This is a genomic window from Cobetia sp. 3AK, assembly GCF_029846335.1.
Classification (GTDB): domain Bacteria; phylum Pseudomonadota; class Gammaproteobacteria; order Pseudomonadales; family Halomonadaceae; genus Cobetia; species Cobetia marina.
Genome location: NZ_JARWKR010000002.1, coordinates 195513 through 218412, shown reverse-complemented (window position 1 = coordinate 218412; position 22900 = coordinate 195513). Strand labels below are relative to the sequence as shown.

Below are 22900 nucleotides of genomic sequence, written 5' to 3'. Positions count from 1 at the left end.
TTACTTGTCACCAGAAGCGGGGTCACCAGAGGCCAGATCACCGTTGTCGAGAAGCTCCTGATGCACCTTGTCCACGGCGCGACGCGCGCGGGCGATGATGTCATCGATCTCCTCGGGGGTGATCACCAGCGGCGGTGCGAAGCCGAGGATGTCGCCCTGGGGCATGCCACGGGCGATCAGCCCTTCCTCGAGTGCCGCCGCCGAGATGCGCGGGCCGACCTTGAGTGCGGAATCGAACGCCTTGCGCTCTGACGGCTGCGGTGAGAACTCCAGCGCCGCCAGCAGGCCGATGCCACGCACGTCGCCGACGATGGGGTGATCGGCGAAGGCTGCCTTCATGGCCTTCTGCAGATAGGCGCCGGTATCGCGGGCGTTGTCCACCAGGCCCTCACGACGGATGATCTCCAGGTTGGCGACACCTGCCGCTGCGCCCAGCGCGTGGCCGGAGTAGGTCCAGCCGTGGCCGATGGGGCCGAATTCCCCGGTGCCCTGCTCCAGCACCTTCCACACGCGGTCGCCGACGATGACACCGGACAGCGGCTGATAGGCGCTGGTCAGGCCCTTGGCGATGGTGACCAGGTCCGGCTTGATGCCGAAGTGCTGGTAGCCGAACTGGCTGCCGATGCGCCCGAAGCCGCACACCACCTCGTCACAGATCAACAGGATGTCGTGACGCTTGAGCACGGCCTGGATGGCGTCCCAGTAGCCCTCCGGCGGTGGCACGATGCCGCCGGTGCCCAGCACCGGCTCGCCGATGAAGGCGCCGACGGTCTCCGGCCCTTCGGCCTGGATCATCGCCTCGAGCTTGTCGGCACACCAGGCGGAGAATTCACGCTCGCTCATCTCGGCGCATTCCGCGGGGCGACGGTAGTAGTCCGGCGCCTCGGTGTGCAGGATGCCGGCGATCGGCAGATCGAAGTGATCATGGAAGGCCGCCAGGCCGGTCAGCGAGCCTGAGGCGATGCCGGAGCCGTGATAGCCGCGCCAGCGCGAGATGACCTTCTTCTTCTCCGGCTTGCCGATCACGTTGTGGTAGTAACGCACCAGCTTGAGCTGGGTCTCGTTGGCATCGCTGCCGGACATGCCGTAGTAGACCTTGGACATGTCAGGCCCGGCCAGTTCGAGAATCTTCTCGGACAGCGCGATCTGCGGCTCATTCGAGTGGCCGACATAGGTGTGGTAATAGCTGAGCTTGAGGGCCTGCTCGTGAATGGCATCGGCGACTTCCGTGCGCCCGTAACCGATGTTGACGCAGTAGAGGCCGGCGAAGCCGTCGATCAGCTCACGCCCATCGCGCTCACGGATGCGGATGCCTTCGCCGCCGGTGATCACGCGGCCCGGCAGATCGCCCTGGGCGAAATCACGCAGGTGGGTGGAGGCATGGAAGGTGACCTTGCGGTCACGGCGAATCAGCTCGTCGGTGCTGATGCTGTCATCGAAGCCGACAGACTGGCGTTGGGTGTTATCGGTGCTCATGTGACTCTCCGAATGGTCCACAAGGGGCGATCGCGCCGTGGCCCTGACCGCCCGTGACAATGAATGATGTCCGTCTCAACTCCCGGAGGCGCTTTCCATCCCACCCAGGCAGTAGTACTTGATATCCAGATATTCCTCCAGCCCCTGGCGACCCCCTTCGCGCCCGAGACCGGATTGCTTGACGCCGCCGAAGGGAATCGGCGCACCGGTCATCTTCACCGAGTTGACCGAGACCATGCCGAAGCGCAGGCCGCGCATCAGCTGCCAGACGCGGCGAATGTCGTGGGTGTAGACATAGGCGGCCAGGCCGTATTCGGTGTCGTTGGCCATCGCGATCACCTCTTCCTCATCGTGCCAGGCCGTCACGCCGGCCACCGGCGAGAAGGTCTCCTCGCGCCAGGCGCGCATGCTCGGCGTGACATCCGCCAGCAGCACCGGCATGAAGAAGTTGGGGCCGGGGGCCATGCTCTGATCGCCGTGGATCAGCCGCGCGCCCTGCTCGACGGCGTCATCGACGATGGTCTGCGCCTTGGCCACGGCGTCACGGTGGATCAGCGGCCCCATGTCGATACCCGAGACCAGCCCATTGCCGACCTTGAGCTGCTTCATGAGGCGCACGAAGTGGCTCAGGAAATCCTCATACAGGCTGTCGTGCACCAGGATGCGATTGGCGGCGAGACAGTCCTGGCCGGAGGTCTGGAACTTGGCATCGACGGCGGCACGCGCCGCCTCCTCGGGGTCCATGTCCGGCCCGACGATGAAGGGCGCATTGCCGCCCAGCTCCAGCGAGACGCGCTTGACGCTGTCGGCGCACTGGGAAAGCAGCAGACGCCCCACCCGGGTGGAACCGGTGAACGAGAGCCCGGCGACACGCGGGTCATCACACAGCTGCTTCGAGACTTCCGCGGCCTCGCCGGTGATGACGCTGAAGACACCGGCGGGAATGCCGGCGCGCTCGGCAAGCTCCGCCAGCGCCAGCGCCGAGAACGGGGTCTCGCCGGCGGGCTTGACCAGCACGGTGCAGCCAGCGGCCAATGCAGCCGCGGCCTTGCGGGTGATCATCGCCAGCGGGAAGTTCCACGGCGTGATCAGCGCGGCCACGCCGATGGGTTCACGCACGGTGCCCAGCGCGGCATTCGGGATATGACTGGGGATGGTCTCGCCGAAGGCACGGCTGCCCTCCTCGGCGAACCAGTGAACGAAGCTTGCGCCGTATTCCACCTCGCCACGGGCATCGTCCAGCGACTTGCCCTGCTCACGGGTCATCAGCATGGCGAGATCCTGCTTGTGGGCGCGGATGAGGTCATACCAGGCATCCAGCAGCTCGCCGCGCTGGTCCGCCCGCAGCTTGCGCCATTCCCGCTGGGCCTCATCGGCCGCGGCAATGGCAGCATCGATCTGCGTGGACTCGAGCCACGGCACCTGACCGAGGCGCTCGCCGGTGGCGGGGTCGAAGACCGCTTCCTCACGGCCTGCCTCACCATGCACCCAGCAGCCGTTCACGTAGGCAAGCTGACGAAACAGTCGCGGGTCTTCCAGTGCCATGCCATCGCTGGCGCTGGCCCACTGACGGGTAAGGGTCTGGACACTCATGGCGCTCTCCCCGGCCGAAGGGCCGTCATCTGGACACTCAGACGATCTGCCCCTTGTGGATATCAGCAAGGATGCACATCACTGAGCACTGCATGGGCAGTGTCCTTCGCGCAGCCCGAGGCCTGCGAAGGACGCGTTTCAGTGACTTCAGTGTGGGGGATGTGACGGGAGGAGACTTTCGGGAATGCCCGCCAGAGGCTTGGCGTTCTTTCTGTTGTGGCGGGCGAAATGACGGTTTTTTTCTGTCAGACGGGGGCGCGCTCCGGCGCAGTGCTCTGGAGCGCGACCTCACCTTCACGAGACGACAGGGCCTTCATGTGCAGGGGATCAGGCGGTCACGACCTCACTTTCGGTCAGCTCGGCGTAGAGTTCCGGATAGGCTTCCTGCAGACGCTCAAGCTCTGCACGGGCATGCGGGATGGCATCGGTCAGCTGCTGCCATTCCTCATCACTGAGATTGTCCCGCATCAGCGGAAACAGCTCGGTACGCTCGGCACGCAGGTAGTCACGATGCGCTTCGACATAGTCGCGCAGATCATGGATGAACTGATCCATCGGTATGATCTGATCCATCAGGATGCTGTCGAGATTGTCGGACAGCTTGGAGAGACGGCCGTGCAGAGTGTGATACTGCTGGATGAGCCGCTGACACAGGGGTGAGGCGTCCTCGGAGCGCTCGCACAACATCTGCGTGCATTGACGCTCCAGCGGAATGATGAAGCCCTGCATGTAATCGAGAATGTAATCCACCACTTCCCGCATCATGCGAAAGTCCGGACGTTCGCCACTGACCAGTGTCCTGTGGCGATGCGAGAGCACGTGCAATAGACGCGCCATGTTGGCGTGGTCCTGGCGCAGCTGAGTCACATTGGGCATGACTTCCTCCTCCTGACGGAACAGGTGGCCGATGCTGGCAGACAGCGCTGCCGCCTCGGGCATTGCTACCGAATGTAGCAATGTCGTCATCCTGAAGTGTAGGACACATCCCATGAGCGCCCGTTAGACGTTGGGCGGGATTGCCTGAATGCGCGAGGCATGCTGTCAGGAAAACATGACAGTCCGTGAAGAAGTCACGGATGGCCTGATGCCGTTGGCAGGCCGCACCAGCCCTGCTGATTTGTACAGGCTTGCGGGATCGGCCATGATGAGCGCATTCCCCGCCCACGCCTGCCGGAGCCTGACTCGCCGATGGATCTCTTTGCCGATACCGCCTCGAATTCCCATGCGCCATTGGCCTACCGCATGCGACCGCGCTCGCTGGAAGATTACATCGGCCAGGCGGCGCTAGTCGGGCCTGACATGCCGCTGCGCCAGATGGTGGAATCCGGCGTGGTGCGCTCGATGATCCTGTGGGGGCCGCCGGGCGTCGGCAAGACGACGCTGGCCGAGATACTGGCCCACGGCTGTGATGCACACCTTGAACAGCTGTCGGCGGTGATGGCGGGCGTGAAGGACATCCGCGAGGTGGTGGAGCGAGCGCGCCACCATCAGGCCAGCGAGCGCCAGACGGTGATGTTTCTCGATGAGATCCACCGCCTCAACAAGAGTCAGCAGGACGCCCTGCTGCCGCATGTGGAGTCGGGTCTGCTGACGCTGATCGGCGCGACCACCGAGAACCCGTCCTTCGAGGTCAACTCGGCACTGCTGTCGCGGGCGCGGGTCTATGTGCTCAAGGCACTGGACGAGGAGGATCTGATCGAGGTGCTGACCCGTGCCTTGCGCGATGAGGTCAATGGCCTCGGTACGCGTCAGATCGACGCCAGCCGCGAGACGCTGACCCGAATTGCGCGAGCAGCCTCGGGAGATGCGCGTCGTGCCCTGGGCCTTCTGGAAACCGCCTGCGACTTCGTGCGCCGTGAGCCAGATGCCCAGGGGGGAACGCGCGAGATACTCGAGGACAGCTCGCTGGAGGCCGTGCTGGGCCATCAGGCCTCAAGCTTCGACAAGCAGGGCGATGACTATTACGACCTGCTGTCGGCGATCCACAAGTCGGTACGCTCCTCGCGCCCCGACGCGGCGCTTCTGTACATGGCACGGTTCATGGATGGCGGCGGGGATCCGCTGGATGTGGTGCGTCGGCTGGCGGCGATTGCCTCCGAGGATGTGGGCAACGCCGACCCGCGCGCCCTGCCGCTGACCATCGCGGCCTGGGACGCCTATCTGCGCCTGGGCGACTACGAGGGCCAGCGTGCCATCGCGCATGCGGCGATCCACCTGGCCATCGCCCCCAAGAGCAACGCCATCGACACGGCGTGGAAGGAGGCCAGAGCCTTCGTGCGCCAGCAGCCGCATTTCGGGGTGCCGGTCTATCTGCGCAATGCGCCGACGACCCTGATGAAGGAGCTGGGCATGGGCGAAGGCTATCGCTATGCCCACAACGAGCCCAACGGCTATCCCGCCGGCACGGCGCACAACGCCTGGCCCGAGGAACTGCCGGTACAGCAGTTCTACCGACCGACCCAGTATGGCGGCGAGAAGCGCTTTGCCGAGATAGAGCGCTGGCGCCGCGAGCTGGATGACCACGCCGACCGGCACACGCCTGACGCCCAGTCGTGAGCGCCAGAAACGACAACGCCCGGGCCATCTGGCCCGGGCGTTGTCGTCTGATCATCATGTCACTGCTCGCGGATCACTGCTCGCGAATGACATCCGCACCTTCAGGAATCTGGAACACGAAGCGACTGGCCTCCAGACTCGGGTTGTACTGGACATCATGGAAATCGATGGCCGTACGCTGGCCGGTGGAATCGGCCATCTGCAGCATGTCGAGCTGCTCGCCGTCGAAGGTCAGCTTGAGGCTTTCAAACAGGGTGTCGGCCTGCTTGGGCGTCAGCGTGAAGGTCTCGCGGGCCCCCTGCTGCTGGCGCTCGACATCGTAGTTGGCGGTCAATTCGCTGGAACGCCCGGACAGCAGCAGTGCCGGCGTGTGGGTCACGCGCTCATCCAGCGGCTGCACGGTGACCTGCTCCAGATCCGGGTCATGCAGATAGACTTCCTTGCCGTCGGAGACCACCTCCTGGCGGTATGGCGCGTCGACGCTCCAGCGGAACTTGCCCGGACGTGACAGCCACATCTTGCCGTGGGCTTCCTGCAGACGCTGGCCCGAGGCATCGAGAATCTGCTGATCGAAGTCGGCGGTATAGGTCTTGAGGGGCTCCAGCAGGCGAGAAAGACGCTCTCCGGCGGCGTCATCGGCGTGGGCCGGCAGGCTGGCCATGCCCAGCATCAAGGCGGCGCCCAGCCCCTTGGCCAGACGGGTGGTCAATGAGGAAACGAAAGAACGTGACGGTGTATTCATGACACTCCTTGCAATGAGACGGACATGGCTGCGGCCTGAGGCCTCGACGCGCGATATCCACCTCATGTCAGCGATTCGGGTTGTGGCCTGCCAGTCTCGCCGCGAGTCTGACAGGTGATCTGACGTCTTTGACACGAAGGGGAGCCAAAAGCTCCCCTTCGTGTCTTTCATGTTTCAACTCAAACGCTTGGCTGCACTAGCCGCTATGGTTGGGGGCGAGCACTTCCCGCGAGCCGTTGGTGCCCATCGCGGAGACGACACCGGCCATTTCCATGGCCTCGACCAGCCGTGCGGCACGGTTGTAGCCGATCTTGAAGCGCCGCTGCACGGCGGAGATGGAAGCACGACGCGACTCGACCACATAGGCGACCGCTTCATCGTAGAGCGCATCCTGCTCGGCATCGCCGTCCTCGCCTTCGGCCTCAAGCCCGGCCAGCGCATCCGCCTGCACGCCGCCGGTGAGGATCTCCTCGATATACTCCGGCGTGCCGCGACGCTTCCAGTCATCTACCACGCGGTGCACCTCGTCATCATCGACGAAGGCGCCGTGGACACGCGTCGGCATGCCGGCACCGGCCGGCAGATAGAGCATGTCACCATGGCCCAGCAGATCTTCCGCACCGCCCTGGTCGAGAATGGTGCGCGAGTCGATCTTGGAAGAGACCTGGAAGGCCATGCGCGTCGGGATGTTGGCCTTGATCAAGCCGGTCACCACGTCCACTGATGGGCGCTGAGTGGCCAGAATCAGGTGAATCCCCGCGGCACGCGCCTTCTGGGCCAGACGTGCGATCAGCTCCTCGACCTTCTTGCCGACGATCATGAACATGTCGGCAAACTCGTCGATCACCACCACGATGTAGGGCAGCTTGGCGAGCACCGGCGGATGCTGGTGCATCTCCCAGGGCTGTGGCTCCCACAGCGGGTCAGCGATCTGGGCGCCATGCGCCTCGGCTTCATCGATCTTGGCATTGAAGCCGGCCAGGTTACGCACCCCCATGGCGGCCATCAGCTTGTAGCGACGCTCCATCTCGGCGACACACCAGCGCAGGGCATTGGCGGCCTCCTTCATGTCCGTCACCACCGGTGCCAGCAGGTGCGGGATGCCGTCATAGACCGACAGCTCCAGCATCTTGGGGTCGACCATGATCATGCGCACTTCATCTGGCGTGGCCTTGAGCAGCATCGAGATCAGCATCGAGTTGATGCCGACCGACTTGCCCGAACCGGTGGTACCGGCCACCAGCAGGTGAGGCATCTTGCCCAGATTGGCCACCACCGGTGCGCCCCCGATGTCCTGACCCAGCGCCAGCGTGACCGGCGAATCCGCCAGCTGATAGGCATCCGAGTCGAAGACTTCGCGCAGGCGGATCATGGCGCGGTTGGGGTTGGGAATCTCGATGCCGACCGTGGGACGCCCCGGAATCACCTCGACCACCCGCACGCTCTTGACCAGCAGTGAACGCGCCAGATCGGTCGACAGGTTGGAGATCTTGGAGGCCTTGACCCCCGGCGCCGGCTGGATCTCGAAGCGCGTGATGACCGGCCCCGGCCACACATCCGCCACCTCGGCCTTCACTCCGTACTCGCGCAGACGCACCACCAGCAGCTCGGCCATCTGGTCGAGTTCTTCTTCGCTGTAGTTGGGCTTCTGCTCATCCGGGGGCGTCAGCAGGCTGAGCTGTGGCAGATCGCCCTCCGGCGCCTCTTCGTGATCCGAGCCCTCGTGACGCTGACTCTGCAGGTGCTCCACGGTCCAGAGAGTCGGTCCGGAGGGATCCCGTACCGCTTCCTGCGCATCTTCCGCCGTCGCCAGTCGCCCGGCACCCGGCACCATGCCGGACTCATCGCCGTCATAGGCCCAGCTCGGACGCTCAGGCGTCGCGTTGGCGGGGGGCTGCTGCGGCTCGATCTCGTCTTCCGGCACCTGCGGCTCTGCCGGCTGCAACGGGGCGGCCGACTCACGAGCGGCCAGCTCTCGAGAAGCTGGCTCTCGGGAAACCTGCTCAGGCTCTGGCGCACGTGGCGCCGGCTCCGTCGGTTCCGCCGGTGTCGGTGTCGGTGTCGGAGCCGAAGTTGACGTCGAGACGCCACCAGCACCGCTCGCACCAGCCGTTGCCGGACCCGATGCGGTGGGTGTGGCATCGGTGGATTTGCCGGTGGGAGCCTCGAAGGCATCATCCCAGGAGACGACGGCCTTGCGCGAGGCCGCTGCTGCCACACCGGCAGCCATCACGCCGGCACCGACCGCAGCGCCTGCCAGGGAGGACTCTCTCGGTAGCGGTGCATCCTCTTCATCACGCGGCTCAGGCGGCTGAAGCGCCGGATTGGCTGCCTTGTGAGCACGTTCGGCTTCCTGCGCGGCGGCCTGACGGGAGGTCTCGGCCTCATGCTGGGCCTGACGTGCCGCTTCTGCTTCACGGACTGCCTTGGCTTCACGGGCCGCTTTTGCTTCACGGGCTGCTTCAGCCTCACGTGACGCTTCTGCTTCGCGGGCCGCCTCAGTCTCACGGTCTGCCTGGCTCTGCGGCGCCTTGTCAGCTTCGCGGGAGGTCGACTCTGCCTGGCGAGTGTCCTGACGCGCTGCAGGTGCGAAGGCGGACGCAGCGTCCCACTCCTTCACTGGCCGAGACTCTGTCACCGGTGGGGTTTCGCTCACCGAGCTATCGACTGGCGGCGTGCTGCCGGACGTCGACGCCTCGGCGTCACGGGTCGCCGAGGCGTGACGCTGACGCTCGGCTTCGATGGCAGAGGCATCCGGCAGGCGCGAGCGGGTCACATCGGCGCGTGAGTCTGCGGCGCTCTCGAGCGAGGCTGCCGTTCTGGGGGCCGCGGCAGCCTGGGACGCCACGGCTGCCTGCACGGCGCTGGCAAGCTCGACGCCCTCGATGTTGACCGTGGCACTCTGCACCGTCATGCGTTCGGTGTAGGCAGCTCCCGGTACCTTGGCGGAAGGCGTGGTCTCGGCTGTCTGCCAGGGGATATCCGTGCTGCGATCATTGGCGAAATCGTCGTCACCGCCAAGCGAGGGTTCCACCCGACGCTTGCCACGTGGCTCAGCCGCCAGAGTGTCGTCAGCCTGCGCTGCGCCAAGCAGTATCTCGTCACTGTCTTCTTCCCACTCGACACGCTCGTCTCGACGGCGCGGCAACAGACGCTGCCACCAGCTCAGTCGCTCATCATCACGCTCCGGCTCGTTGTCGGCATCGTTCTCGTCGTGTGTCAGCGCTTCCTCGGCATAGGTCGCCTCGTCATCGTATTCATCATCACGACGACTGTTGAGTCGCTCCTTCAGCCAGACGCCAAGGCGCATGCAGCCATTGCCCAGCTCGTCCATGACCGTCAGCCACGACATGCCGGTAAACAGCGTGAAACCACACAGGAAACTGGCAAGCGACGCCAGCACGGTGCCGCCCATGCCGATCAAGGGCGTGAGCGCTCCTGCGATGCCCTTGCCGAGGATACCGCCGGCACCGTTGGTCAGCTGGCTGTCAGGGCTGTAGAACTGGATATCGCCGATCACGCAAGTCGCCATGATCAACAGGAAGAGCCCGCCGGCACGCACCGCGATGGTGGTCGGGTCCCACACCAGCTCGGTGCTGGGTTGACGCATCAGGCGCCAGGCACCGAAACCGAGCATGGCAGGCCACCACAGGGCGCTGCCACCGAACAGGGAATACAGGACGTCGGACAACCAGGCACCGATGCTGCCCATCCAGTTGCTCGTCGTCGACTCAGGCCCGCTGTAGGACCAGCCGGGGTCCGTCGGCGCGTAGCTGAACAACGCCAGCAGCATGAAGACGCACAGGCTGAGCATGAGGATGACCACGCCTTCACGGCTGACACCCTGCAAGGTGGTCGTCAGTCGTGAAGGCGGGCGAGCCTGGGCTTCCGCGCGTCGTTCGGCACGGATGGCCTTGCGCTCCTCGCGTTCAGCCTGGCGCTCTTCACGGCGCAGGGCCGCCGCGCTCATCTCGCGCGGTTCATTCCTGCTCGTGTCCTTCTTCGCGGGCTTGCCCGAGACTCTGGGCGTCTTGCGGGGCGCGGGCTTGCTGGCCGCTGAAGCGCCCCGCAGACGAGCGAAGAAGCCTGGCGCATCCGCCTTCTGGCGGGCACGCTTTCTCGGTGTTGCTGCCGCGCGGCGGCTGCGGGTCTCCGGCTTCGCCTGATCCCGACTTGTCTTTCTGGCACTCTTGGCAGTCAAGTCGCCATCCCCCTTGCACCTTGTGGGCGATTTTCCATGTACCTTCAGCCGGTTATCATAACCATCCGATGGCAGTGACGTCACAATTGCCGATTCACGTCTGCCCATGACATCCAGGTGTCACGAGCGCATTGCACTGAGCTGTTCACGATCCAACAAGAGACTGCCCATGCTGCCCTGGCTTCCTCCTGCCCCCGTACGCTTCCCGCATGCCAGCGAAGCGCTGAGCGACCCCGATGGCCTGCTGTGCGCGGGCGGCGACCTCAGCCCCGAGTGGTTGCTGGCGGCCTACCCTCGCGGGATCTTTCCCTGGTTCAGCCCGGGTGACCCGATACTGTGGTGGTCGCCAGACCCGCGCATGGTGCTGAGACCCGAGGAGGTGCGCGTACGTCGCAGTCTGGCCAAACGCCTGCGCAATGGCGGGTTCCACTTCAGCATCGACCGCGACTTTACCGGCGTCATCGATGCCTGTGCCAGCATTTCCCGTGAGGGGCAGGCCGGCACATGGATATTGCCAGAAATGCAGCAGGCCTACATCGCTCTGCATGCCATGGGTCACGCCCACAGCGTCGAGGTCTGGCAGGGTGACAGCCTGGTAGGCGGCCTGTATGGCGTGGCCTGTGGCCGGGTCTTCTTCGGTGAGTCCATGTTCTCTCGCACCACGGATGCCTCGAAGATGGCACTGGTCGTGTTGTGCCGTGAACTTGAAGCACGCGGCTTTCCGCTGATCGATTGCCAGATGCACACCCCGCACCTGGAGAGCCTTGGGGCTTGCAGCATCGCTCGCAGCGAATTCATCAGCTATCTTGACCAGTATGCCACTGGCGAAGGGCATGAGGGCAAGTGGTCACTGACAACCGAGCCCTTGAAACACGGCAATCAAGACCTGTGAGCCATATCGCAAGGTGAAGGTCATCAGGTCCTTGGAACGATACCGCCATCCTGGCGCAGGTCATCACCGACGATGGGCTGCCGGCGTCCACACTGATGCAGTGAGGGAGATGAAGCGAAGGTGAGCAGCAATACCCCCAAACAACCGCAACGCGATCTGCGCTTCTTCCTGACCGTGCCCCATGCCTGCAGCTACCTGGAAGGACGCCAGGCGACCACGCTGTTCCTCGACCCACAGGAAGCGCCCAACTCCGGCGTCTATGATGCTCTGGCTCTGCTCGGTTTTCGTCGCAGCGGCTCACACCTCTATCGACCGCACTGCGGCGATTGCCGCGCCTGCATCTCGGTACGAGTCCCCATCGCCGACTTCACGCCCAACCGTACCCAGAAGAAATTGCTCAAGCGCAATGCCGACCTCACCATCGAGGAAGGCCCGGCACTGTTCGACCCCGAACACTATCGTCTGTATGCGCACTATATCCGTAGCCGTCACGCCGATGGCGACATGTTCCCGCCAAGCCACGAGCAATACCGTACCTTTCTGACGTCACGCGATGAATATGCACGCCTGATCAGCTTCCGGCTCGATGGCAGGCTGGTGGCGGTCGCGGCCATGGATCGCATGAGCCATGGGCTGTCCGCCATCTACACCTTCTACGACCCCGATGAAGCCTTCCAGTCGCGCTCCCTCGGCACCTACGCCGTACTGTGGCAGATAGAGCAGGCGCGCCGGGAGGCTCTGGCGCATCTTTACCTGGGCTACTGGATACGGGATTGCCGCAAGATGAACTACAAGCAGCATTTCCAACCGCTGGAATACCTGGATGGCAGCCATTGGCGTCGCCGGATTCCCTTCAGCTTCCATGATACTCACCTCCCCCTGAGCCTCATCAAGACTGGTGACAGCCTGCAGCGCGACGCCTAGGGCCCGCCTTCGCCTTCCCGCTCCTGAAAGGATGGGGAACCTCATGGCAGTGCCGCTGCCCAACCTCAGTGCAGCGGGTTCTCGAAAGGGGAGCTCGAGAGTGGACAGGGGCAGCCCCTGCCACCAGCGGAACTTCTCGGTGGCACTGGATACGATTTTATCGCTCCTGCGGCCTGCCCACGAGCGCTCAAGGAGCGTACAATCTCGCTTCGACTTTGCCTTGCTGCCGCCCTTGCGGCACAATATCGCCTATCGAAGTCCCGAATCCGGCACTTTTCTGTGCGCGGATGGCTCGGAACCCACCGCATTACTCCCTGTATCAGATGAGGATCAGCCTATATGGCGCGTGAAGATCATATTGAAATGGAAGGCGTCATCGTCGACACCCTTCCGAACACCACTTTCCGTGTAGAACTGGAAAACGGCCACATCGTGACCGCACACATCTCCGGCAAGATGCGCAAGAACTACATCCGCATCCTGACCGGTGACAAGGTCAAGGTTGAGCTGACTCCCTACGACCTGTCCAAGGGCCGTATCGTCTACCGTTCGCGCTGAGCACGGTCTGACTGCCTTGCCGGTCACTCGACATCGAGCATCAGGCTGCGGGGGCATGGCAAATCAAGATCTGCCCTCACCCCACTTGCCAATGCTCCCTGTGACACCGGCTGGCTGAACCGGCCGTCCTGGCATTTCAGACATGGAAGCCCTTTCCTGCCTGATCCCCCCGCTCGGACCCGGAACAGCGCACCACCAGCCCTTCGTGACACGACTCCTCGTGATATGGAAGGCGCGTCTCGATGGTGCGCGCCAGAGTATTCCGATGATGCCGCTTTGCCCCGTGGATGCGTCCTGAGCCCGAACGCCCGTCTGGCCTTCGCTCCCATCCCATGAGGACAAGCGGCTCATCCATGCCCCCGCCCCTGCCATGACACGCTGCCCTTGCGGCAGAGGCCTTGGCGTGGGCGCCTTTCACCTTTCCCCTTCTGCGTAATCCGCCCCACTCCCTCTTCTTCCCTGCCCTCTTGCTTATCTCGACTGCACCATCGGCCGTCCTTTCCGCCATGGACCCTGCTGTCGGCATTTGACCCTCGGCGGAGCGGAATCACTGCGCAAATGCGCTCTTGCGGGCAAAAGAAAACGGCCAGTGCCTGAGCACTGACCGTTCATTGTGATGATGCTGCGGGGCATCAATACATCACGAGACGCGGCGACCCTCAGGCCATTTCAGCCTCGGTCTCCAGGTGCAGTTCGCCGTTATCGACCGTGACATGCACGATACCACCGGACTCCGACAGATCACCGAACAGGATCATCTCGGCCAACGGCTTCTTGAGCTTCTCCTGAATGACGCGCGCCATCGGACGAGCCCCCATTGCCGGGTCATAGCCCAGAGTCGCCAGCAGGTCTCGCGCTTCATCCGCCACGTCCAGCTGCACGCGTTTCTCGTCAAGCTGTGCCTGCAGTTCGACCAGGAACTTGTCGACCACATTGCGCACCACGGCGAGATCCAGCGCGCCGAACTGGATGATGCCATCCAGACGGTTGCGGAATTCCGGCGAGAAGGTCTTGCGGATGACTTCCATCGCATCGGTGGAGTGATCCTGATGCTTGAAGCCGATGGAGCGACGCGCCACCTGCTCGGCCCCTGCATTGGAGGTCATCACCAGGATGACGTTGCGGAAGTCCGCTTCGCGACCGTTGTTGTCGGTCAGGCGGCCGTGGTCCATCACCTGCAGCAGCAGGTTGAAGACTTCCGGGTGTGCCTTCTCGATCTCATCCAGCAACAGCACACAATGCGGCTGCTTGGTGATGGCTTCGGTCAGAAGCCCGCCCTGGTCATAACCGACATAGCCCGGCGGTGCCCCGATCAGGCGCGAGACAGTGTGACGCTCCATGTACTCGGACATGTCGAAGCGCACCAGCTCGATCCCCATCAATGCTGCCAGCTGACGCGCGACCTCGGTCTTGCCGACACCTGTCGGCCCAGCGAACAAGAAGCTGCCCACCGGCTTGTCCGGCGCCTTGAGTCCGGCACGCGACAGCTTGATGGCTGCCGAAAGGCCGGTGATGGCATCGTCCTGACCGAACACCAGCATCTTGAGATCACGCTCGAGATTGGACAGCAGCTTCTTGTCGGAGCTGGAGACCGTCTTCGGCGGAATGCGGGCGATGGACGCCACGATCGCCTCGACCTGCTCGGTATCGATGGTATCGACACGGATGCTCTCGGGCAGCAGACGCTGGTGTGCACCGGCTTCATCGATCACGTCGATGGCCTTGTCAGGCAGCTGACGATCGTTGATGTAGCGATCCGCCAGTCGCACTGCCGTCTCGAGCGCCGCATCGGTGTACTTGAGGGCATGGTGTTCCTCGAAGCGACCTCGCAGCCCCTTGAGGATGCGAATGGTGTCGTCCACCGACGGCTCCATGACATCGACCTTCTGGAAGCGACGTGCCAGCGCACGGTCCTTCTCGAAGATGCCGCGGAATTCCTGGAAGGTGGTGGAACCGATGCAGCGCAGCTCACCGGAAGACAGCAGCGGCTTGAGCAGATTGGAGGCATCCATCACGCCACCGGACGCCGCTCCCGCCCCGATGACGGTGTGGATCTCGTCGATGAACAGGATCGAGTTCGGTTCCTTGCGCAGCTCCGCCAGCAGAGCCTTGAGGCGCTTCTCGAAATCACCGCGGTACTTGGTACCCGCCAGCAGCGCGCCGAGATCCAGCGAGTAGACGACGGCTTCCTTGATGACTTCCGGGACGTCTTCCTCGACGATTCGCTTGGCGAGACCTTCTGCGATGGCGGTCTTGCCGACACCGGCCTCGCCGACCAGCAGCGGGTTGTTCTTGCGACGGCGCACCAGAATCTGCACCACGCGTTCGAGTTCTTCATCACGGCCGATCAGCGGATCGATCTTGCCCAGACGTGCCTGGTCGTTGAGGTTGGTGGCGTAGTTGGTCAGCGGGCTGTTGCCGCTCTCGCTGCTGCTCTCCTCTCCTTCCTCGCTCTCGACCGACGCCTGAGGCGCCTGGGTGTGACCCGCCACCTTGGAAATGCCGTGGGCGATGTAGTTGACCGCATCGACCCGCGCGACATTCTGCTGCTTGAGGAAGTAGACCGCCTGGCTTTCCTGCTCGGAGAAGATGGCCACCAGCACGTTGGCGCCGGTCACTTCACTCTTGCCGGAGGATTGGACATGGAAGACAGCACGCTGAAGCACGCGCTGGAAGCCCAGCGTCGGCTGCGTCTCGCGGTCTTCCTGCTCCTCAGGAATCAGCGGGGTGGTGGAGTTGATGAAGTCCTGAAGGTCGACTCGCAACTTGTCCAGATTGGCGCCACAGGCGCGCAAGACGTCCGAAGCGGAGGCATTGTCGAGCAGTGCCAGCAGGAGGTGTTCCACGGTCATGAATTCGTGGCGCTTGGAACGTGCCACGGTGAAGGCCGTGTTCAGGGTCAGTTCAAGTTCTTTGCTCAACATGGCAAGTCCCCTCTAGGCCGCGTCTTGGACGGATCACTCCGCCCGGTCGATGTCGCACAGCAGCGGATGCTGGCACTCTCGAGCATATTGATTCACTTGGTGGCATTTCGTTTCCGCGATGTCGCGGCTGAAGATGCCACAGGTTCCTTTTCCCTGATGATGGACAGCGAGCATGATCTGTACTGCCTGCTCCTGATCCTTGTTGAAGAAGGTGGTCAGCACCTCCACGACGAAATCCATCGGCGTGAAGTCATCATTGTGCAGAACGACCTTGTACATGGGCGGTGGCGCCAGTTCGGGCTCAGCGGTAGCGAACGCCAGATCGCCATCCTGATCCTCCTGGTGCGACGGCTCCTGTGCCGAGGGAGCCTGATTCCTGATCCGCAACAGCTGCGAGAAAGAGAAGCTGCTGCACGATGTGTCTGTCTTGAACATAAGGGGCTGATCCGGTGAACACAAGCAGTGGCGAAGCTGATTGCCTCAACGCGCCACGACGGAAGGCCACTTCCATCGCCGGGCATTGACGTTGATGGGATAAGGAAAAGATGAGGGCATGTCGCGCATGATGCAAGCGCCCTGCGCTCAAGTGTGCTTACGAGCGGGCGCAAAGCGCGCCGGAATGTCGTCTCCTGGAAGACGAAACGACATCTCAAGACGCAAGAAGGCCCCCGGACACGTCCGGGGGCCTTCTTCTGAGAACCCTGCACTGCCTGAAACGGAACGTCAGTCCCGGTCAGACAAGTGTCGGATCTCAGGCATCCATGTTGTCAGCGACAGCCTGACCGAACTCGGAGCACTTGAGCAGCTTGGCATCGTCCATCAGGCGATGGAAGTCATAGGTGACTTCGCCCTTGGCGATGGCCTTCTCGACGCCTTTCAGCACGAGATCCGCGGCTTCGACCCAACCCATGTGACGCAGCATCATCTCGGCGGAGAGGATGACGGAGCCCGGGTTGACCTTGTCCTGACCGGCGTACTTCGGTGCAGTACCGTGAGTCGCTTCGAACATGGCGACGGTGTCGGACAGGTTGGCACCCGGCGCGATACCGATACCACCCACTTCCGCCGCCAGAGCGTCGGACAGGTAGTCACCGTTCAGGTTCAGGGTAGCGATGACATCGTATTCCGCCGGACGCAGCAGGATCTGCTGGAGCATGGCGTCAGCGATGACGTCCTTGACCACGATGTCCTTGCCGTTGTTCGGGTTCTTGAAGGTCATCCACGGGCCGCCATCCAGCAGCTCGCCGCCGAACTCGTCCTTGACGATTTCGTAGCCCCAGTCCTTGAAGGCACCTTCGGTGAACTTCATGATGTTGCCCTTGTGCACCAGGGTCAGCGACTCACGGTCGTTGTCGATGGTGTACTGGACAGCCTGACGGACCAGACGCTTGGTACCTTCTTCGGACACCGGCTTGACGCCGATACCGCAGTTCTGCGGGAAGCGGATGTTGGTGACACCCATCTCTTCGCGCAGGAACTTGATGACCTTGTCGGCTTCCGGCGTTCCCGCTTTCCATTCGACACCTGCGTAGATGTCTTCGGAGTTTTCGCGGAAGATGACCATGTCGACGTCGGCCGGCTTCTTGACCGGACTCGGCACACCCGTGAACCAGCGCACCGGGCGCAGGCAGGTGTACAGGTCAAGCTTCTGACGCAGCGCGACGTTCAGGGAGCGAATACCACCGCCCACCGGGGTGGTCAGCGGACCCTTGATGGAAACGACGTAATCCTTGACAGCCTCGAGAGTCTCTTCCGGCAGCCAGGTGTCAGCGTCATAGACGTGAGTGGCTTTTTCACCGGCGTAGACTTCCATCCAGTGAATCTTGCGCTCACCGCCATAGGCCTTTTCGACAGCAGCGTCGATGGCAATCTTCATGGCCGGAGTCACGTCCACGCCGATACCATCGCCTTCGATGAACGGGATGATCGGATTATTCGGAACGTTGAGGGTATTGTCGGAATTTGCGGTGATCTTGGCACCGCCTTCCGGGACGACAATCTTCTGGAACCCCATTGATAACTCCCCTGTCATGGATTCAGTGGAGGCGCGAGTATAGCACCCGTGCCGCTTCTCACAGTAGGCTTATACGGCAGCCGCGACAAAAGTCTAAACCATGTCTCTCATATATCTGCTACACAAGCCCTACCGCGTTCTGACGCAGTTCACCGACCGCGATCAAGGCCGTCAGACCCTCGCGGACTTCATCGACGTGCCGGATGTCTATGCCGCCGGACGCCTAGATTACGATTCGGAAGGATTGCTGCTGCTCACCAGTGATGGCGCGCTCTCCCACCAGATCGCACATCCGAAGAAGAAGCAACCCAAGACTTACTGGGTGCAGGTGGAAGGCGCCCCTGATGAGCAGGCCATCGCCGCGCTGAGAGCCGGCGTGGAGCTCAAGGATGGCATGACCCGACCGGCCCAGGTCAGGCTCATCGACCCACCGGCGTTGCCAGAAAGGCAACCTCCCGTGCGCTTTCGTGCCAGCATTCCCACCCACTGGCTCGAGATCATCATCAGCGAGGGTCGCAATCGACAGGTACGCCGGATGACCGCACATGTCGGTCTGCCGACACTGCGCCTTGTCCGAGCCGCCATCGGCCCCTGGAAGCTCGATGGCCTGGCACCCGGCGAGTGGCGCAGCGAGGAGGTCGAGATGCCCGTGCCGCCACGTAAGGCGCGCCCGCCCGCTCGTGGCAGGAACGCTGGCGGCGGCTCCGGGGAGCGCAAGAACGGCTCGGGGCCGAAGCAGCGCACCAGGGGTGCCGACAAGCGCAAGCCTCGACAGTCCGACAGGCAGGCCGGCCACCATGCCGACGGCAAGCCAGCGTCGGGCAAGGCAGCCGCAGGCAAACGCAGCGGCGGATCTTCGCGTCCCTCCTCCTCGCGCCCCCCCTCCCACAAGAAAGGAAGAAAATCCTGATGGCTGCACGCTGGACCCCGAATGCCACCGTTGCCTGTGTCGTGGAACGCGCCGGGCGCTACCTGATCGTCGAAGAGGACAAGGGCGGCCCCGCGACGCTATTCAACCAGCCGGCCGGCCACCTCGAGCCCCACGAGCGCATCATTGATGGCGTGCAGCGCGAGGTACGTGAGGAAACGGCCTGGCGTATCCTGCTGACGGGCTATCTTGGCCTGTACGTGCACGTCGCCGAGGATGGCACCCATTTCCACTCGCATGGCTTCGAGGCAGCGGCGCTGGAGCACCTGAACACGCCACTCGACCCAGACATCGTCAGGACCCACTGGCTGACTCTCGAGGAAATCGAGCAGCTGGAGGCAATGGGGCGCCTGCGCAGCCCGCTGGTGACCCGCCGTATCCGCGACAGCCTGCGTGGCAAGCGCTTCCCGCTCGACGTCATCCACGATTGACGCGCGCCATCGTGACCGCTCAGGCGCCTGCCGTGCGTCAGAGGCTGCAGGCGGGGTGAATCCCACCCACGCCTTCAGGTATAATCGCGGTCAATCAAGCGGTGCCAGAATGACGTATCCGCCGCCTCCCCTGTTTGTGACGACTCGCGGCCACGCGGGTGACGAGAGAACTGATGACCGCTGAAACCGGTACCGGAACCAAGGTCATCGTCGGCATGTCCGGCGGTGTCGACTCCTCTGTCTCTGCCCTGTTGTTGATGGAGCAGGGCTACCAGGTCGAAGGCCTGTTCATGAAGAACTGGGACGAAGATGACGGCAGCGAATACTGCACCGCCATCGAAGACCTGGCCGATGCCCAGGCCGTGTGCGACAAGCTCGGCATCAAGCTGCATACCGCCAACTTCGCCGCGGAGTACTGGGACAATGTCTTCGAGCACTTCCTGGCCGAGTACAAGGCCGGTCGCACGCCGAATCCCGACATCCTTTGCAATCGGGAGATCAAGTTCAAGGTCTTCCTCGAGTATGCCGAGATGCTGGGTGCCGAGCTGATCGCCACCGGCCACTACGTGCGTGGCGGCGTGCGTGACGGTCGTGCGCGCCTGCTCAAGGGCCTGGACACCAACAAGGACCAGAGCTACTTCCTGCACGCCGTGCCGGAGTCCGCCATCGCGCGCACCCTGTTCCCGGTGGGAGAACTGGAGAAGCACGAAGTGCGGGCCATCGCCGAAAGGCATGAGCTTGTCACCGCGCGCAAGAAGGATTCCACCGGTATCTGCTTCATCGGTGAGCGACGCTTCGCCGACTTCCTCAAGCAGTACCTGCCAGCCCAGCCGGGCAAGATCGAGACACCTGACGGCGAGGTCATCGGCGAGCACATGGGCCTGATGTACTACACCCTCGGCCAGCGCCAGGGCCTGGGCATCGGCGGACTGCGCAACCATCCGGACGCTCCCTGGTTCGTCTGTGCCAAGGACCTGGAGCGCAACGTGCTGATCGCCGTGCAGGGCAAGCACCACGAGCTGCTCTACACCCAGGTCCTGAGCACCGAGTCCGTCGACTGGGTGGCGGGCGAGCCGCCCGCGGCCGATGCCAACGGCGAACTGTGTATCCGCTGCAAGAATCGCTACCGTCAGGAAGATCAGGCCGCGACCTTGATCGTCAATGACGGCCAGCGTGTCGAGGTACGCTTCGATGAGCCACAACGTGCCGTCACGCCCGGTCAGTCAGCCGTCTTCTATCTCGGCGACATCTGTCTGGGTGGCGGCGTGATCGATGCCGCCTGGAAACTTCCGGCAGCGGCCAGCAGCATGGCCGCCGCCCCGCTCTCTGGCCCCGAGGAGTCTGCCGCGCAATGACCAGCGTGCCGATCCGTCCCGTCACTGATACCACCACCCGCCAGGCGCTTTCGCTGGCGGGCGTCTTCCAGGCGGCCGCGCTGGTCGATGAGCTCGCCCGTCATGGCCAGTGCGATGAGCGCGCCTGGGAAACCCTGGTCAACGCCACTCTGGACACCAACCCGGAAAGTTTCGAGGCCATCTACGGCGGGCATCACAACCGCCTGCGCCTGGGCATCGACACCGTGAGTGCGGTGATGGATCGGCGTCAGGTCTCCCCCGTAGTGATGCGCTATGGCTTCTCGCTGGTGATGCTGATGAGCAAGCTCAAGCAGGACCCGGACATGCTGGACAAGCTGGGGGCAGGCCTGACGCGTATCCAGGGCCAGGCCGAGCACTTCGGGCCGACCCACGAGAACGTGATCGCAAGCCTTGGCGAGCTCTACCAGCAGACCCTCTCCACCTTCCGTTACCGGATCGTGGTGCAGGGCGATCCCGGTCTGCTGCAGCAACGCATGATGCCAGAGCGCATCCGTTGCGCCCTGCTGGCCGGCGTACGCTTCGCGCTGCTGTGGGACCAGCAGGGCGGCCGTCGCTGGAAGCTGATCTTCCAGCGCTCCGCGCTCAAGAAATCCCTGCGCCAGCTGGACTGATGCCGGTTCGCCTGGCCGGCAGCACGCCCGCCAGGCAACACCGCGCACACCCCGAATTCGCTTCAACAACGCTGGAACCCGTCAAGCGGGTTCCGAGACACTTGAACTGGCAGCACGTCCTGTCCTGCCACCATCGGAAGATTCTCATCATGCAGCTGTCCGCCCTCACCGCTCTGTCTCCTGTCGATGGCCGTTATGGCGCCAAGACCGAGGCCCTGCGCGAGCACTTCAGTGAATTCGGCCTGATCCGTGCCCGTGTCACCGTCGAGGTGCGCTGGCTGCAGCGCCTGGCCGCCCACGCCGAGATCGCTGAAGTGCCGGCTTTCTCGAAGGAAGCCAACGCCGTACTGGACGCCATCGTCAGCGACTTCAGTGTCGAGGATGCCCAGCGCATCAAGGACATCGAACGCACCACCAATCACGACGTGAAGGCGGTCGAATACTTCCTGAAGGAGAAGGTCGAGGGCAACGCTGAGCTCAACGCCGTCACCGAATTCATCCACTTCGCCTGCACCAGTGAAGACATCAACAACCTGTCTCACGCCCTGATGCTGCGTGGCGGTCTGGACAACGTGCTGCTGCCGCAGATGCGTGAAGTGACCGAGGCCATCGTCGCACTGGCCCACCAGCACGCCGAACAGCCGATGCTGTCGCGTACCCACGGCCAGACTGCCAGCCCGACCACCCTGGGCAAGGAAATGGCCAACGTCGCCGCGCGTCTGCGTCGTCAGCTGGCGCAGATCGAACGCCTCGAGATGCTCGGCAAGATCAACGGTGCCGTGGGCAACTACAACGCCCACCTGACCACCTACCCGGCCATCGACTGGGCGGCCAATGCCGAAACCTTCGTCGAGAGCCTCGGCCTGACCTTCAACCCGTACACCACCCAGATCGAGCCGCACGACTACATCGCCGAGCTGTTCGATGCCGTCTGCCGCTTCAACACCATCCTGATCGACTTTGATCGTGATGTCTGGGGCTACATCTCGCTGGGCTACTTCAAGCAGCGCACCGTGGCCGGCGAAATCGGCTCCTCCACCATGCCGCACAAGGTCAACCCGATCGACTTCGAGAACTCCGAAGGCAATCTGGGCATCGCCAACGCCGTGCTGGGCCATCTGGCGCAGAAGCTGCCGATCTCCCGCTGGCAGCGTGACCTGACCGACTCCACCGTGCTGCGCAATCTCGGTACCGGTCTGGCACAGGGCCTGATCGCCTACCAGGCGACCCTGAAGGGCATCAGCAAGCTGGAAGCCAACCCGGAACGTCTGAACGCGGATCTGGACAACAGCTGGGAAGTGCTGGCCGAGCCGATCCAGACCGTCATGCGTCGTTACGGCATCGAGAAGCCCTACGAAAAGCTCAAGGAGCTGACCCGTGGCAAGCGCATCGACCAGGCCGGTTTCGCCGCCTTCATCGAGACGCTGGAACTGCCGGAAGACGTCAAGACCGAGCTGAAGGCTCTGAGCCCGGCCAGCTACATCGGCAACGCCATTGCACAGGCCAAGGCGCTCTAAGCGGCGCAGGTCACTGCAAGTCTTAAGACGCCGGGGCCTCTGCTCCGGCGTCATGCATTGCGTATTAGACAGCATGCAGCACGCTGCACATTGAACGACACACTGGATTCACGACCACTGACGTATCCACGTCAGTGCGCACGACATGTCACGCCCC

The 22900-nt window shown here is 63.3% G+C and carries 16 protein-coding genes and 1 pseudogene; 9 read left to right on the top strand and 8 right to left on the bottom strand.

The annotated features are described in order from the left end of the window. The 3 genes from QD228_RS03415 to QD228_RS03405 form a co-directional block, all read right to left on the bottom strand. Positions 1 to 1476, bottom strand: coding sequence for an aminotransferase (locus tag QD228_RS03415; protein WP_279874423.1), 1476 nt, complete (start codon positions 1474 to 1476; stop codon positions 1 to 3). 75 nt (positions 1477 to 1551) lie between these two features. Beyond that, the gene (locus QD228_RS03410; protein ID WP_077375705.1) at positions 1552 to 3021 is read right to left on the bottom strand and encodes an NAD-dependent succinate-semialdehyde dehydrogenase; all 1470 of its coding nucleotides are present in this window, start codon (positions 3019 to 3021) and stop codon (positions 1552 to 1554) included. Positions 3022 to 3396: 375 nt separating this feature from the next. Then, complete coding sequence (locus QD228_RS03405) at positions 3397 to 3945, bottom strand: hemerythrin domain-containing protein (RefSeq protein ID WP_077375707.1); 549 nt, start codon at positions 3943 to 3945, stop codon at positions 3397 to 3399. Between the two features lie 312 nt (positions 3946 to 4257). Between QD228_RS03405 and QD228_RS03400 the strand changes: the two genes are divergently transcribed. Further along, the gene (locus QD228_RS03400; RefSeq protein WP_271303199.1) at positions 4258 to 5625 is read left to right on the top strand and encodes a replication-associated recombination protein A; all 1368 of its coding nucleotides are present in this window, start codon (positions 4258 to 4260) and stop codon (positions 5623 to 5625) included. A gap of 73 nt (positions 5626 to 5698) precedes the next feature. Here the strand turns inward: QD228_RS03400 and lolA are convergent, their stop codons facing one another. Together lolA and QD228_RS03390 are read right to left on the bottom strand one after the other, a co-directional pair. Next, positions 5699 to 6295: an outer membrane lipoprotein chaperone LolA gene (gene lolA, locus QD228_RS03395; RefSeq protein WP_103751423.1), complete on the bottom strand. Its 597-nt coding sequence runs from the start codon at positions 6293 to 6295 to the stop codon at positions 5699 to 5701. A gap of 268 nt (positions 6296 to 6563) precedes the next feature. Further along, entirely contained in the window at positions 6564 to 10337 is a 3774-nt protein-coding gene (locus QD228_RS03390) for a DNA translocase FtsK 4TM domain-containing protein (RefSeq protein WP_279874419.1), read from the bottom strand. A gap of 400 nt (positions 10338 to 10737) precedes the next feature. On the opposite strand from QD228_RS03390, the gene aat reads away from it, so the two are divergent. The 3 genes from aat to infA all read left to right on the top strand — a co-directional run bounded on the left by aat (position 10738) and on the right by infA (position 12942). Then, complete coding sequence (gene aat, locus QD228_RS03385; protein WP_077375328.1) at positions 10738 to 11460, top strand: leucyl/phenylalanyl-tRNA--protein transferase; 723 nt, start codon at positions 10738 to 10740, stop codon at positions 11458 to 11460. A gap of 120 nt (positions 11461 to 11580) precedes the next feature. Further along, positions 11581 to 12384 carry an arginyltransferase gene (locus QD228_RS03380; protein WP_084207979.1) on the top strand — a complete coding sequence of 268 codons (804 nt, stop codon included), beginning with the start codon at positions 11581 to 11583 and terminating at the stop codon, positions 12382 to 12384. Between the two features lie 339 nt (positions 12385 to 12723). Further along, entirely contained in the window at positions 12724 to 12942 is a 219-nt protein-coding gene (infA, locus tag QD228_RS03375) for a translation initiation factor IF-1 (RefSeq protein ID WP_024953359.1), read from the top strand. Between the two features lie 659 nt (positions 12943 to 13601). On the opposite strand, the gene clpA is transcribed toward infA, so the two are convergent. From clpA to icd, 3 genes are all read right to left on the bottom strand, one after another. Beyond that, the gene (gene clpA, locus QD228_RS03370; protein WP_077375333.1) at positions 13602 to 15866 is read right to left on the bottom strand and encodes an ATP-dependent Clp protease ATP-binding subunit ClpA; all 2265 of its coding nucleotides are present in this window, start codon (positions 15864 to 15866) and stop codon (positions 13602 to 13604) included. Between the two features lie 33 nt (positions 15867 to 15899). After that, positions 15900 to 16301 (bottom strand): ATP-dependent Clp protease adapter ClpS, encoded by a 402-nt coding sequence (gene clpS / locus QD228_RS03365; protein WP_077375336.1) that lies wholly within the window; start codon positions 16299 to 16301, stop codon positions 15900 to 15902. Between the two features lie 316 nt (positions 16302 to 16617). Beyond that, complete coding sequence (icd, locus tag QD228_RS03360; protein WP_065392420.1) at positions 16618 to 17880, bottom strand: NADP-dependent isocitrate dehydrogenase; 1263 nt, start codon at positions 17878 to 17880, stop codon at positions 16618 to 16620. Positions 17881 to 17980: 100 nt separating this feature from the next. Between icd and QD228_RS03355 the strand changes: the two are divergent. From QD228_RS03355 to purB, 5 genes and pseudogenes are all read left to right on the top strand, one after another. Further along, positions 17981 to 18514 (top strand): annotated as a pseudogene (locus QD228_RS03355) (pseudouridine synthase); the annotation flags it as partial. A gap of 275 nt (positions 18515 to 18789) precedes the next feature. Next, positions 18790 to 19239: an NUDIX hydrolase gene (locus QD228_RS03350; protein ID WP_136938838.1), complete on the top strand. Its 450-nt coding sequence runs from the start codon at positions 18790 to 18792 to the stop codon at positions 19237 to 19239. Between the two features lie 173 nt (positions 19240 to 19412). Continuing rightward, on the top strand, positions 19413 to 20594 hold the full coding sequence (gene mnmA, locus QD228_RS03345; RefSeq protein ID WP_279874417.1) for a tRNA 2-thiouridine(34) synthase MnmA: 1182 nt from the start codon (positions 19413 to 19415) through the stop codon (positions 20592 to 20594). After that, positions 20591 to 21226: a high frequency lysogenization protein HflD gene (hflD, locus tag QD228_RS03340; protein ID WP_077375348.1), complete on the top strand. Its 636-nt coding sequence runs from the start codon at positions 20591 to 20593 to the stop codon at positions 21224 to 21226. The genes mnmA and hflD overlap by 4 nt, the downstream gene beginning before the upstream one ends. Positions 21227 to 21375: 149 nt before the next feature. Next, positions 21376 to 22743 carry an adenylosuccinate lyase gene (purB, locus tag QD228_RS03335; RefSeq protein WP_279874415.1) on the top strand — a complete coding sequence of 456 codons (1368 nt, stop codon included), beginning with the start codon at positions 21376 to 21378 and terminating at the stop codon, positions 22741 to 22743. The last annotated feature ends 157 nt before the right edge of the window (positions 22744 to 22900 follow it).